Here is a 13239-nt window from a genome sequence, read left to right on the forward strand (position 1 = left end):
CGGCAATGGCGGGGTAGCAAGCTGACTCCATATGTACAAATCGATTTGCGAAACCAGCGCGTCTTTCCCGACCGCAGGTGGTGACGCATGAGTGAGGTTCCCGGGCGGGTCCTGGTGACCGGGGCCGCGGGCAGGCTGGGGCGGCTCATGCTCGACCTGCTCGCGCACCGGGGCGTGGCCGTCACCGCCCTCGACCTCCGCGAACCGGGCGGGCCGGTGGCGGGCCGGGTGGTCGTCGGGGACGTGGGAGACCCGGCGACGGTGCGCGACGCGCTCGACGGCGTGGACGCCGTCGCGCACTTCGCCGCGATCCCGGCCCCGGTCCTCGGCACGCCCGAGGAGGTCTTCTGCGGCAACACCCGGGCGACCTTCGTGGTCCTGGAGGAGGCGGGCCGGGCGGGGGTGCGGCGGGCCGCCATCGCGAGCAGTTACTCCGTGCTCGGCCTCCCCTGGGCCTCGCGCCCGCTGCACCCGGCCTACCTTCCGATCGACGAGGCGCTGCCCCTGCAGGTCGAGGACCCGTACGGGCTGTCGAAGCAGGCCGACGAGGCGACCGCGGCGATGATGGCGCGCCGCTACGGCATGACGGTCGTCGCGCTGCGCTTCCCCCTGCTCGGCGGGCCGGGCGACAAGCTCGACAAGCGTGCGCGGGAGTACGCGGAGGACCCCGGCTCCGGCGCCGCCGAGCTGTGGACCTACCTCGACGGCAGGGACGCCGCCCTCGCCACCTGGCAGGCGCTCACCCGGCCGATCGAGGGCTACCGCGCGATCTTCGTGACGGCCGAGGACACGCTGGCCCCGCAGCCCACCGAGGAACTGCTCGACCGCTTTCACCCCGGGGTCGAGCGGCGGGCCCCGCTGCCGGGCAGGGCCGTCCCCGTCGACCTGGGGGAGGCCCGGCGCCTGCTCGGCCTCACCGTCCGGTACCCCTTCCCGGTGCCGGACACGGCGGAGACCGCGTGACCGCCCTTCCCGTACCGAACGCCGCGGAGGCCGCGTGACATCCCTTCCCATGCCCGAGACCCAGGCACCCTGGCCCGCCAGGGACGCCCTCCGCGTCACGGGGGTGCGGCCGATCGTCACCGCCCCCGAGGGCGTGCCCCTCGTGGTGGTCCGGGTCGACACCAGCGACCCCGGCCTGTACGGCCTGGGCTGCGCGACCTTCACCCAGCGCTTCCACGCCGTGGCCGCCGCGGTGGAGCACCACGTCGGCCCCCTTCTGGTCGGCCGCCACCCCGCCGACATCGAGGACATCACCAGGATGGTGCACTTCTCCTCCTACTGGAGGGGCGGCCCGGTCCTGAACAGCGCCCTGTCAGGGGTGGACCAGGCGCTCTGGGACATCGCGGGCAAGCGCGCGGGCATGCCCGTGTACGAGCTCCTCGGCGGCCGGGTGCGCGCCGCGGCCGACACCTACCTGCACGCGGGCGCGGCCACCGTGGAGGAGACGATCGAGGAGGCCCAGGCGATCCTGGCGTCCGGGTACCGCCACGTGCGGCTCCAGGCGGGCGCGCCCGGGCTCGGCCACTACGGCTCGCCGGGCTCGCCGGGCGGCTACCCCGGCTCCCCGTACCCCGACGGGTGGGACGTGCAGCGCTACCTGCGCGACACCCCGAAGCTGTTCGAGCGCGCCCGCCGGGAGCTGGGGGAGGAGCCGGGCCTGATGCACGACGTGCACTCCCGGCTCACTCCCAAGCAGGCGATCGCCCTCGCGCGGGCGCTCGAACCGTACCGGCTCTTCTTCCTGGAGGATCCGATAGCGCCGGAGTTCTACGACCGCCTGCCCGAGGTCCGCGAGGCCGCCCCGATGCCCATCGCGGCGGGCGAGCAGCTCAGCTCCGTCGCCGACGCGGCCAGGATCGTCCGCGAGGGCGGCGTCGACCTGCTGCGGCTGCACGTTTCGTCGGTGGGCGGGCTCACCCCCGCGCGCAAGCTGGTCGCGCTCTGCGAGCTGACCGGCGTGGGCACCGCCTGGCACTCGCCCGCGGACGTCTCGCCGGTGGGCGCCGCCGCCAACGTGGCGCTCGACGTGACCACCCCCGCCTTCCAGATCCAGGAGGGGCACCTCTATCCCGAGGCCGTCCACGAGGTCTTCCCCGGCACGATCGGCCCCGTCAACGGATACCTCTACCCGAACGACGCGCCCGGCTGGGGGATCGACTTGGACGAGGCACTGGCGGCGAAGTATCCGCCGCTGGAGCACCTCCACGAGCGCTGGTCGGCCCGGGTGCGCCGGCCCGACGGCGGCATCGAGCCGCCCTGAGAAACTTATAGTGGGTGTAAGGAGTGTGTCGATGTAAGATCTGCCCATGGTCCCGGCACCCTCCGAGGAGCGACCCCCCACGCGGCGTGAGCGGAGGAAAGGGGAGACGCGGCGCGCCATCGCGGGCACGGCGCGCCGCCTGTTCGCCGAGCGCGGCTTCGAGACCGTGACGGTGGCCGAGATAGCGGCGGTGGCCGACGTCTCGACCAAGACGGTCTTCAACCACTTCCCGGTCAAGGAGCAGATCTTCTTCGAGGCGGATCCGCTCGGGTGGCCCGCTCCCGAGCTGGCCCTGCGGGAGCGCGCGGCGGGGGAGCGGCCCGTCGACGCGATCCGCCGCGTCATGGCCAGGACCTCGGCGGCCGGTGCCGGGGAGGACGCGACCGGCGCGGATGACGCCGGGACGGTCGCCGTCCACGCGCGGATCTACCGGGACAGCCCGGCGCTGCGGTCGTACTCCCGGGAGATGTTCGCGGGACAGGAGCACGCGCTGCGCGAGGCGATCGAGTCCGGCACGGGAGGCCCCGGCGCGGGAGGAGGCCTCGGGGCCGGGGTCGTGGCCGCGCTCGTCCTGGCCGCCGTCCGCGAGGTCTGGGAGTCCACCCTGCTCAGGATCGCCGCCGGTGCCGCCTTCGAGGACGCCGCCGACCTCGGGCGCCGCGAGCTGGACGCGGCACTCGACCTCCTCTCCCGCGACCCGTCCGGCCGCGACCTGCTCGGTCGTGACCTGTCGGGCCGTGACCTGCCGGACCAGGGCCCGCTCGACCCTGACTCGCCGGACCGTGACCCGCGGGACCCCGCGCGTGGCGGCCCGCGGGAGGTCCCGCCCGCCGGGGCCGCGCGGCCCCCGGCGGACGAGCCCGCGCAGGGAGCGCGGCAGGCACGGGAGGCGCGGGAAGGTCAGGGGGCGGAGGGACGTGCTCGGGCCGGAGGCGGGGAGGCCGGCGCCGCGGGCCGGGACGTCCGCGGGCCGGTCCGCGGTGACCGTCCCAGCATCACCAGGGTGGCGCAGCTCGCGGGGGTGAGCGCGACCACGGTGTCGCACGCGCTGAACGGGCGCCGCCCGGTGGCCGACGAGACGCGGCGGCGCGTGCTGGCCGCGATCGACCAGCTGGGATACCGGCCCAACGTCCTCGCCCGCGGGCTGCGCACGAGCAGGAGCCAGACGATCGGGCTGATCATCCCGGACATCACCAACCCCTTCTACCCGGCGCTGGCGCGCGGGCTCCAGGACGTGCTGAGACCGGCGGGCTACGACGAGATCATCAGCAACACCGACGGCGACCGGGAGCTGGAGCGCGCCGCCATCGAGCAGATGATCGCCCGTCAGGTGGACGGCCTCGCCTTCGCTGTCTTCCACACGCACGCCGAGGACCTGCTGCCCGTCATCGGGGCGGGCATCCCCGTCGTGCGGCTCGGGGGCCGCCTGGTCCAGGCCGGTGTCGACGTCGTGCACAGCGACGACGAGGGCGGGGCCGCCGAGGCCACCCGCTACCTGCTGGAACGCGGCTACCGCAGGATCGGCTTCGTCTGCGGCCCGCACGCGGAGGGACCCGCGGCCGAGCGCGTCGCGGGCTACCGTTCCGCGCTGCTGGCCGCCGGCGCGGACGCCGACCCCCGCCTCGTGGCGCACACGCACTTCAGCCGGGCGGGCGGGTCCTCGGGCACCGCCCGCCTGCTCGACCTGCCCGAACCTCCGGACGCCGTGCTGTGCGCCAACGACATCATGGCCATCGGCGCGCTCGACACGGCCGAGGAGCGGGGGCTGCGCGTTCCCGCGGACCTGGCCGTCATGGGGTTCGACGACATCGAGGCGGCGAGCCTCGTCTCGCCGGGACTGACCACCATGGCCAACCCGGCCAGGGAGATCGGCCAGGCGTGTGCCCGCCGCCTGCTGGAACGGCTGCGGGGCGGGACCGCACAGCCCTCCGCCGAGACGGTCATCCCGGCCAGGCTGGTCCGCCGCCGGTCGGCGTGACCCTTGACACGCGCTGTGTTGCGTGTAAGTTTCGGAACCAATCTTAACGATTTGCGCGGATGTCGCCTCGTGATCCGGATCCCCCCGGGGCACGGGCGAGAGCCCGGACTCATCCTCCGCGACCCCCCGAGGAAGTGACGATGCCGATGCCAACCGGCCCACACCGATCACCTGACCGCGCCCGCCGGGTGCCGGAGCCCGCCAGACGCGGGAGCACCGGACCGTCATGTGCGGACCGTGCCGCACGCACCGCAGCAGTGGGGAAGGAAGCGACATGAAGGCAGGCAAGCGGGTTCTCGCCGCCGGTCTGGCGCTCGCGGTGGGTCTCACCGCGGCCGCCTGCGCGGGCGGGGGGCAGAGCGGTGGCCAGAGTGGTGACCAGGGCGGCGGGCAGGCGGCCGCCGGCCAGACGCTGAAGATGTGGACGTTCAAGCGGACCCACGCCGACGCCCTGGCCAAGGCCGCCGAGCAGTTCAAGACCGAGACGGGCATCGCCGTCACCATCGAGGCGATCACCCCCGACGACGTGTTCGTCAGCAAGGTGCAGAGCTCCGCGCAGACCGGCGACCTGCCGGACGTGCTGGAGATGCACGCGGGCGGCGAGGACCTTGAGATGGGCTCCTCGGGCCTCCTGGTCGACCTGACCGCCGACGTCTCCGACACCTGGAAGCAGCGGCTTCTGCCGACCACCCGCGAGGCCGGGCTGATGACCCAGAAGAGGATCGACCTCGCGGCCAACGACTCGCCGTTCAAGCAGGTCAAGGCGGGCACCCTGTTCAGCGTGCCGTTCACGGCCGGCGCGTTCGGCATCGTCTACGCCAACAAGGAGAAGCTGAAGGCCGCCGGACTCGACCCGGACACGCCGCCGAAGACGTGGGAGGACTTCCTCGCCGCGCTCAAGGCGACCACGGACGAGGACCCCAAGCAGGGCGGCCTCTCCCTGGGGCTGAAGGTCACCCAGACCGGCTTCAACTGGGCCTACCAGCCGCTGGCCCACTCCTACCTGGGCAAGGAGAGGTTCCAGGCGCTGTTCGCCAAGGGCACCACGCAGGGCTTCGGCTCGCCCGACGGGATCAAGACGCTGGAGCTGTACGGCAAGCTCACCCCGTACTGGATGCCCGGGACGACGTCGCTCGGCATCGACGAGGCGGACGTCGCCTTCGCGCAGGGCAAGTCCGCCTTCAACATCGGCGGCACCTTCACCCTGGCGTTCCTCGCGCAGAACGGGATGACCCCCGACAAGGTGCTCGCCTTCCCGATCCCGCCGTCCTCGGAAGGGCTCAACAAGGAGATCGTGATGGCGCCCCTGGCGCTCACCTCCCTCGGCGTCACCGCCACCAGCAAGAACCGGGAGGCGGCGGTCAAGTGGCTGGACTTCGTGACCTCGCCCAAGGGAGCGGGCATCGTCGCCAAGACCTCGCTCGACCTGCCGGCGACCGACCTCGGCACGGAGGCCGAGACCCTGCTCGGGCCCGACCTCGCGTCGCTGCAGAAGTACTTCACCGGCGCCCCGGAGGCCACCTACGAGGCCGGCGACACCACCTTCTTCCCCTCCGACTACGACCAGGTCAAGCCCGGGAACCTGATGGTCAGGCTGACGCCGCTCAAGGAGGTCACCCCGCAGCAGGCAGGGCCGGAGATGGACAAGATCATGGGCTCCATGTGGAAGTCCACCAATTGACGTCCTCCCCGGCTCGAAAGCCGAGGATTCCAGCACCCGGTCTTCCAGCCAGGTCTGTCGGTTCGCGGTTCAGCGGCCCGGGCAACCCCGAAGCCTCCCCGCGCAGACACGGCACGCCCTGCCGCGTTTGGAGAAACATGTCCCACTTGGCTATCGCGGAACGTCCCGACCCTACCGAGCCGCGCCCACGCGATGAGAGGAAAAACGGGAAGCTCTCCGTTCCCGCACTGAAGAACAGGGCATTCGCCCTGGATGTCTGGTGAGCACCCTCATTGAGGATCGTGCCGGGCGGCTCCCCGTGGAGTCGCCCGGCCGCGGGCGCGCCCGGAGCCGCTGGGGGCGGTGGCTGACCGGGTGGGCCTTCGTCCTGCCCGCGGTGGCGCTGTTCCTGCTGATGGGCGTCTACACGATCGGCACCGGCTTCGCGCTGAGCTTCGCCAAGTGGAACGGGTTCACCCCCGAGTGGAAGTGGGTCGGCCTCCAGAACTACCTCGACCTGCTGTACGCCGACCCGGCGCTCGCCCCCGAGCTGCGCCGGGCGGCCTGGAACACCTTCCAGGTCATGGTGGCCGTCCCGGCGCTCACGGTGGCCGTCTCGCTCCCGCTCGCGGTCGCGCTGAACTCCGTCCGGCGGCTGCGCGGGGTGCTCCGCTCGGTGTACTTCCTGCCCTACGTCACCACCGGCATCGCGGTCTACTACGCCTGGCGCTACGTGCTGGAGCCCGACGGGGCGATCAACGTGCTCCTGCGGTCGGCCGGCCTGGGCGGCCTGTCGCAGCCACAGGGCTTCCTCGGCAATCCGGACACCGCGCTTCCCACGCTGATCCTGGTGCTGGTCTGGTCGAGCGTCCCCGTCGCCACCCTGCTCTACCTCAGCGGGCTGCAGGCCATCGACCCCAACGTGATCGAGGCGGCCCAGATCGACGGGGCCGCGCCGCGCCAGGTGATGCGCCGGATCGTCTGGCCGCTGCTGACGCCCCTCACCGCGGCCATCGTGCTGCTCGGCGTGCGGGACGCGCTGCACGGCTTCCAGATCTTCCTGATCGTCACGAACGGCGGGCCCGGCGGGCACACCGACGTGCTCGGCCTGCAGGTCTACCGGCTCTCGTTCATGAAGGGCCTCGCCCAGACCCTGGGGATGGCCAGCGCGCTGGGCTGGCTGCTCTTCGCCGGTGCCCTGCTGCTGACCCTGGTCAACGCGCGGCTGCTCAGGAGGATTCGATGATCGGGTCGCGCATCGTGCGGACCGTCGCCCGCACCGCCCTGGTGGCGTACGCGCTCATCAGTTTGTACCCGTTCCTGTGGATGCTGTCGGGAGCCTTCAAGACCAGGGAGGAGATCCTGCGGGGCGGCAACCTCATCCCCGCGAACCCCACCCTGGACACCCTGGTGGACACGTGGAGCCGCCTGAACTTCTTCGACTACTTCCTCAACAGCCTCCAGGTCACCGCGATGACCGTCGCCGGCGTGCTGGTGGTCTACAGCCTCGCCTCCTACGCCTTCGCGGTGCTGGACTTCCCCGGCAGGAAGGTGCTGTTCTGGTTCTTCGTCTCGCTGCTGTTCGTGCCGGGCATCACGGTGCTGCTCCCCGTGGTGATCCTGGAGAAGAACCTCGGCATCCTGGGCTCGCACCTGGGCCTGGTCCTGCCGTTCGTCAACGGCACCGCCCCGCTGACGGTGCTGCTGCTCACCAACGGCTTCAGCGGGATCCCCAAGGAGCTGCGCGAGGCCGCCCGCGCGGACGGGGCGCGGGAGTTCCGGATCTTCTGGTCGGTCTACCTGCCGCTCGCCCGTCCCACCCTCATCACGGTCGCCGTGCTGACCGCGGTGCCGACCTGGAACGAGTACGTCCTCACGCGGGTGTCCCTCAACGACCCCTCCCTCTACACCCTGCCGCTCGGCCTGGAGACCCTGCTGTCGGGCGACGTGCCGCACTACAACGAGGTGATGGCCGCGTCGTTGATCATCGTCATCCCGGTCATCGCGCTCTTCCTCCTTCTGCAGCGCTACTTCGTCAACGGGCTCGTGGGCGCGGTCAAGGGGTGAGGGAGGTGCTCATCGGGCGACGACGAGGATGACGGGGATCACCACCAGCAGCAGGTCGGCCGCGAGGACCAGCGACAGGCTGCGCCTTCGCATCGACGTCTCGTTGGGAAGGTTCTCGTCGGAGATGCCACGCAGCAGGCCCAGCTTGTCGACGAGGAAGGCGCCGCAGGCGGCGACGCCCAGCAGCGCCCAGGCGGGTCCGTAGAGCCAGAGCAGTCCCCAGCCGATCAGTGCCAGCGCCGTCGCCGTACCCGCGCAGGCCACCAGCAGCGCGACGCGGGCGCCGTGCCGCACGGCCGGCGGGCGGTCGCCCGCGATGGCGTCCCCGGTCCGGTCGGGGATCGACCACCACAGCGAGCGCCCGAAGAGCAGCACCGCCAGACCGGCGAACACCAGCCAGACCGGCACCGGGATGTCCGGGCGGATCGCCGAGTACGTCGACACGCAGGGCAGCAGGGCGAAGGTCAGGCCGAAGTAGGCCGGGTTGGCGTAGCCCCTGCTCTTCAACCGGACGGGCTCGAGGTTGTAGAGCAGGTGCAGGACGATCGCCAGCGCCACGCCGATCACCACGGCGGGGCGGGCGAGCCACACCGAGACCGCCGCCGACAGCCCCAGCGCGAGGGCCATCTCCGCGGCGGCCCACCGGAAGGCGGCGCGCGGGCCGAGCAGTCGCGTCGCGTCGGCGATGCCGCCCTTGCCCTCCGTGCTGGTGTCCGCGCGGACGTCCAGCGCCGCGTTCAGCGGGTTCTGCGAGATGATGCCGAGCAGGTTGGCCAGCAGCGTGACCAGCACCGGAACGGCGAGCAACTGTCCGGGGGAGGTCATCGCGAAGCAGGCGCCCCACAGCACGTGGCAGGCGTACACGGCGGGGAAGGGATATTCGAGCCGGTGGATGCGGAGCGCCGCCCGTCCCCGGGTCATCGGCCGGACCGGCGTGGTCGTCCCGGTCATGCCCGCACCTCGCCCTCACCGGCCGGTGGCGCGGGGCGCGGCCGTCCCGCCCGCATGGGGCAGCCGCCGACCGCCATCCTGAGCGGTCCCGGTCCCATGGCGGGCCCGCGCAGGTGCGGCACGGCGGCTTCGGGATTGAGGCAGCGCAGGTCGTGCCGGCGCAGCACCGCCGCGACGACCATCCGCATCTCCAGCATGGCCAGGTTCGCGCCGAGGCAGCGGCGGGTCCCGCCGCCGAAGGGAAGGTACTCCTGGGCGTGCCGGGGGGCGCCCAGGAACCGCCCGGGGTCGAAGCGCCCCGGATCCGGGTAGATCTCGGGGCTGCGGTGGGCGAGGGCGATGCACGGCGTGAGGCGGGTGCCCGCGGGCTCGGGCCGGTCGAGCAGCCGCCAGTCCGAGGTGAGCATCCGGTTGCCGGCGACCGTGGCGGGAGGGGAGATCCGCAGCGCCTCCTGGCACACCGCGTTCAGCAGGGGCACGGCCTCGGTGGTGGAGCCGTCGTCGGTCGTCGCCTCCAGCTCCGCCAGCACGTCGTGGCGGACGCGCTCGTCGCGGTGCAGCCAGAACAGGGTCCAGGCGATCGCGGACGCGGTCGTCTCGTGGCCCGCGAACAGCAGGGAGATCAGCTGGTCGGAGAGTTCCTCGTCGCCCATCGGGCCGAGGGGTTCCTCCCCCGAGGTCAGCAGGCCGGCGATCGTCGGCGGTTCGCCGGTCCTTTCCGCGGCCTTTCCACCGGGCTCGCGCCCCTGCCGGGATCCCCCGGCCCGCGAGGCCCGCAGGAGGTCGCCGACGATCTCGGCCCTGTCCCGCTGGAAGGTCCGCCACGGCGAGGGCAGGGGGCCGAGGCCGCGCAGGTGCCGGTAGGCCAGGGTGCGGGCCCGTGATCCGAGCGTGTACTCCACCCACTTCGTGAACGGGCCGAGCGTCTCGTCCTCGGCGTGGCCGAGGACGATCCTGCCGATGATCCGGAGGGTCAGCGCGCGGGTCCACTCGGGCAGGGAGAACGTCGTGCCCGGGGCCAGCGAGCCGAGGGCGGCGTCGGTCGCCTCGGCGATGACGCCGCGGTAGGCGGCCAGCCGGCGCCCGCGCAGCGCCGTGCCGACCACCTTGCGGTACGCCGCGTGCCGCTGCCCGTTGGCGAACAGCATGGAGTGCTCCCCGACCAGCGGTCCCAGCGTGTCGCTGCCCTCCAGGACCATCCGCTGCTCGGAGCGGAAGATCTCCCCGACCGCCTCCGGGTTCCATACCAGCAGCTGCCGGTCCGGTGCCGGGCTGAGCTCGACCATGCCGGTGCGGTCCGCGGCGTGGGCGTCCAGGAACGACCGGGTGCGCAGGGCGAAACGGTACTTGTTCAGGCTCACGGCGCCACCTCCGGACCGGCCGGCGAGGTGCCGGGACCGCCGATCCCGGCGGGGCCCGTCGCCGTTCCCCGAAGGGGCGCCGCGGGGCTCACCGCCGTTTTCCGGCAAGTCGTTCTCCGGGAAGCCGTTCTCCGGGAAACGGGCACGGCGCTCATCGCCACTCCCCGGGGAAGCGGGTGCGGGCCAGGGCCCGTGCGGCCATCGCCTCGGCCCGCACGACCGCGACGGGGGCGTAGAGGTCCTTGTCGTGCCACAGGGGCGGGTGCTCCCGGTGGTCGCCGCGCCCGGCCAGGAAGGCGTCGCCGCGCAGCACCGCGCGGCTCACCGCGTCGTCGTGGCGCGAGGCCCTCAGCAGGGTCTGCATGGCGTACGCCGTCTCCTCGCACGTCCCGGACCACAGCCCCCACGACCCGTCGGGCCGCTGGGTGTCGAGCACCCATCCCACGGCCGCGCGCAGCGCCGGGGCGCACATGGCGTCGCCGTGCCGCGCGAGTGCCGAGACGCAGCACACGGTGGCGTAGTAGGGGGAGGCGTGCCACTTGTCGATCCAGCTGCCGTCGGGGCGTTGCTCCCCGCACAGCCAGTGGGAGATCTTGGTGATCGCCTGCCGGATGCGGGCCTGTCCCGGTGGGGTGGCGCCGTCGCCGACCTGGTCTCCGAAGGCCGTCAGGATGTGGGCGTTGGTGCTGGTGGAGGGGGTGCGCTCGCCCGCGAAGCAGCGGAAGTAGGTGTCGCTCTCGTAGGTCCACAGGCATTCGGTGGAGCGCGGGCGGCCGATGAGCCTCAGGGCGTGGAGCACCCCGGCGGTGTCGTCGGAGTCGGGGGGCAGCCCCGCGCCCGCGGGCGCCCCGAGGTCGCCGAGGACGGCCTCCAGGCTGTCGCCCAGCTCGGGCGGCGGCGTCAGGGAGGGGAAGGCCTCGGCCAGCGCCGCGAGCACCCAGGCCCGCTCGAAGACGTCGATCGGCGTCACGCCGGGGACGGGGCCGCCGTGCCTGGCCTGCACGGCGCGCAGGTAGAGGACCGCGGAACGCCGGTCCGAGACCGGCTCGCCGTCGTCCTTGGATCCCAGCCAGGCCGCGGTGGCGGCCGGTGAGCACCCCACGGCCCCGCCGACGACCCGCACCTGCGAGGCCCGGACGGCGGCCGGTCCCAGCGCCTCCAGCGAGTGCCAGACCTTCGCGGGCAGCGCCTCGCCCCGCTCGGCGACATGGCGCAGCAGATCGAGGGGCGCCGAGCTCCACCCGTCGGGCGTGACCAGGCGGCCCGATCCCCGCCAGGCGTCCAGCCCGGTGAGGGGATGTTCCGCCGGCGCGTCCAGATGCCGGTTGACCTCGCCGACCAGCCAGGGGATGAGGAACTCCGCGCCGATGGTGTCGGGCAGGGCGCTCTCCCCGGCCCCGGGGCCGAGCCGGGCGAACAGCGCGTCCAGGCCGCGCCGCGTCGCGGTCACGACGCCGCCGTCGAGCCGGGCGGGCGGCCCGCCGGGCGGATCCGCGCCCATCACGGTGAGCAGGGCCTCCACCGCGCTGAGGGTGGGGACGAGCACGTACGCGCCGGGCCCTCCCCAGGTTCCGTCCGGGTTCTGGCCACGGACGAGGAACTCGATCCGCTGCCGGTGGCCCGCCAGCCACGGCGCCGAGGCCACCAGCCGGGCGGTCTCGTAGACCGACGCGGTGACCTGGCCCATCGGATCCATGGCCGTCTCGGCGAGCAGGGCGCGAGGGGCGGCGTCGACGGTGGGTATCGTGCCGGTGGTGCTCATCCGTTCCTCCCGGGGGTGGTGTGCTCCGGGCCGTCGCCCGTCTCGTCCTGTCCGGCCTCCTCGGCCAGGCGCATCGCCTCCTCCAGGAGGGCCTCCACGATCCGCGACTCGGGGACGGTGGCGACGACGGCGCCGCGTACGAAGATCTGGCCCTTGCCGTTGCCGCTCGCCACGCCGAGGTCGGCCTCACGGGCCTCGCCGGGGCCGTTGACCACGCAGCCCATGACGGCCACCCGCAGGGGGAGGGGGAAGCCGTCGAAGGCGGCGGCGACCCGTTCGGTGAGCCGGTACACGTCGACCTGGGCGCGGCCGCAGGACGGGCAGGAGACGATCTCCAGCCGCCGGGGCCGCAGGCCGAGGGACTGCAGGATCTGGATCCCCGCCTTGACCTCTTCCACCGGAGGGGCCGACAGGGAGACGCGGACGGTGTCCCCGATGCCCTCGGCGAGCAGGACGCCGAAGGCGACGGCGGACTTGACGGTGCCCTGGAGGGCGGGACCCGCCTCGGTGACGCCGAGGTGCAGCGGATAGTCGCAGGAAGCGGCCAGCAGCCGGTACGCGGCGACCATCGTGAGCGGGTCGTGGTGCTTGACGGAGATCTTGATGTCGCCGAAGCCGTGCTCCTCGAACAGCGAGCACTCCCACAGGGCGGACTCGACGAGCGCCTCGGGGGTGGCCCTGCCGTACTTGGCCAGCAGCCGCCCGTCGAGCGACCCGGCGTTCACCCCGATCCTGATCGGGATGCCCGCATCGGAGGCGGCGCGGGCGATCTCACGGACCTTGTCGTCGAACGCCCTGATGTTGCCGGGGTTGACCCGCACCGCGGCGCATCCCGCGTCGATGGCGCTGAAGACGTACTTGGGCTGGAAGTGGATGTCGGCGACCACCGGGATGGTGGACTGCCTGGCGATGGCCGGCAGCGCGTCGGCGTCGTCCTGGGAGGGGACGGCGACGCGGACGATCTGGCAGCCCGCGGCGGTCAGCTCGGCGATCTGCTGGAGCGTCGCGCCGACGTCGGCGGTGACGGTGGTGGTCATCGACTGCACCGACACCGGGGCGTCCCCGCCCACCTCGACGTCGCCCACCCGCAGGCGGCGGGTGGCCCGGCGCGGCGCCAGGACGGCGGGCTCCGCCGGGGCGGGCGCCGGCGGAGCCTCGGCGGGGGCGCCGACGCCGGGCATGCCCACGAGTACGGGA

At 73.1% G+C, this 13239-nt stretch carries 10 protein-coding genes; 6 read left to right on the plus strand and 4 right to left on the minus strand.

Annotated features, from left to right (window positions below; all coding sequences use genetic code 11):
* Positions 1-87 precede the first annotated feature (87 nt).
* From ACTOQ3_RS25160 to ACTOQ3_RS25185, 6 genes are all read left to right on the plus strand, one after another.
* Complete coding sequence (locus ACTOQ3_RS25160; RefSeq protein ID WP_440085801.1) at positions 88-963, plus strand: NAD-dependent epimerase/dehydratase family protein; 876 nt, start codon at positions 88-90, stop codon at positions 961-963.
* 34 nt (positions 964-997) lie between these two features.
* On the plus strand, positions 998-2263 hold the full coding sequence (locus tag ACTOQ3_RS25165; protein ID WP_440085803.1) for an enolase C-terminal domain-like protein: 1266 nt from the start codon (positions 998-1000) through the stop codon (positions 2261-2263).
* A gap of 46 nt (positions 2264-2309) precedes the next feature.
* Positions 2310-4241: a substrate-binding domain-containing protein gene (locus ACTOQ3_RS25170; RefSeq protein WP_440085804.1), complete on the plus strand. Its 1932-nt coding sequence runs from the start codon at positions 2310-2312 to the stop codon at positions 4239-4241.
* 274 nt (positions 4242-4515) lie between these two features.
* Entirely contained in the window at positions 4516-5922 is a 1407-nt protein-coding gene (locus ACTOQ3_RS25175; protein ID WP_440085806.1) for an ABC transporter substrate-binding protein, read from the plus strand.
* A gap of 259 nt (positions 5923-6181) precedes the next feature.
* The gene (locus ACTOQ3_RS25180) at positions 6182-7147 is read left to right on the plus strand and encodes a carbohydrate ABC transporter permease (RefSeq protein ID WP_440085807.1); all 966 of its coding nucleotides are present in this window, start codon (positions 6182-6184) and stop codon (positions 7145-7147) included.
* Positions 7144-7968 (plus strand): carbohydrate ABC transporter permease, encoded by an 825-nt coding sequence (locus tag ACTOQ3_RS25185; RefSeq protein WP_440085808.1) that lies wholly within the window; start codon positions 7144-7146, stop codon positions 7966-7968. The genes ACTOQ3_RS25180 and ACTOQ3_RS25185 overlap by 4 nt, the downstream gene beginning before the upstream one ends.
* Before the next feature lie 9 nt (positions 7969-7977).
* Here ACTOQ3_RS25185 and ACTOQ3_RS25190 read toward each other — a convergent pair whose 3' ends face one another.
* From ACTOQ3_RS25190 to ispG, 4 genes are all read right to left on the minus strand, one after another.
* The gene (locus ACTOQ3_RS25190) at positions 7978-8919 is read right to left on the minus strand and encodes a UbiA prenyltransferase family protein (RefSeq protein ID WP_440085810.1); all 942 of its coding nucleotides are present in this window, start codon (positions 8917-8919) and stop codon (positions 7978-7980) included.
* Entirely contained in the window at positions 8916-10280 is a 1365-nt protein-coding gene (locus ACTOQ3_RS25195) for a cytochrome P450 (RefSeq protein ID WP_440085811.1), read from the minus strand. Before ACTOQ3_RS25195 ends, ACTOQ3_RS25190 begins: the two co-directional genes overlap by 4 nt.
* 151 nt (positions 10281-10431) lie before the next feature.
* On the minus strand, positions 10432-12042 hold the full coding sequence (locus tag ACTOQ3_RS25200; protein WP_440085812.1) for a prenyltransferase/squalene oxidase repeat-containing protein: 1611 nt from the start codon (positions 12040-12042) through the stop codon (positions 10432-10434).
* The gene (ispG, locus tag ACTOQ3_RS25205; protein WP_440085845.1) at positions 12039-13223 is read right to left on the minus strand and encodes a flavodoxin-dependent (E)-4-hydroxy-3-methylbut-2-enyl-diphosphate synthase; all 1185 of its coding nucleotides are present in this window, start codon (positions 13221-13223) and stop codon (positions 12039-12041) included. The genes ACTOQ3_RS25200 and ispG overlap by 4 nt, the downstream gene beginning before the upstream one ends.
* Positions 13224-13239: the final 16 nt, after the last annotated feature.

Source organism: Streptosporangium sp. LJ11 (assembly GCF_051918945.1).
GTDB lineage: Bacteria > Actinomycetota > Actinomycetes > Streptosporangiales > Streptosporangiaceae > Streptosporangium.

Coding starts and splice junctions, on each gene's coding strand:
- ACTOQ3_RS25200 (WP_440085812.1), bottom strand. CDS start 12,042: ATGAGCACCACCGGCACGATACCCACCGTCGACGCCGCCCCTCGCGCC.
- ACTOQ3_RS25160 (WP_440085801.1), top strand. CDS start 88: ATGAGTGAGGTTCCCGGGCGGGTCCTGGTGACCGGGGCCGCGGGCAGG.
- ACTOQ3_RS25185 (WP_440085808.1), top strand. CDS start 7,144: ATGATCGGGTCGCGCATCGTGCGGACCGTCGCCCGCACCGCCCTGGTG.
- ACTOQ3_RS25170 (WP_440085804.1), top strand. CDS start 2,310: ATGGTCCCGGCACCCTCCGAGGAGCGACCCCCCACGCGGCGTGAGCGG.
- ACTOQ3_RS25175 (WP_440085806.1), top strand. CDS start 4,516: ATGAAGGCAGGCAAGCGGGTTCTCGCCGCCGGTCTGGCGCTCGCGGTG.
- ispG (WP_440085845.1), bottom strand. CDS start 13,223: ATGCCCGGCGTCGGCGCCCCCGCCGAGGCTCCGCCGGCGCCCGCCCCG.
- ACTOQ3_RS25190 (WP_440085810.1), bottom strand. CDS start 8,919: ATGACCGGGACGACCACGCCGGTCCGGCCGATGACCCGGGGACGGGCG.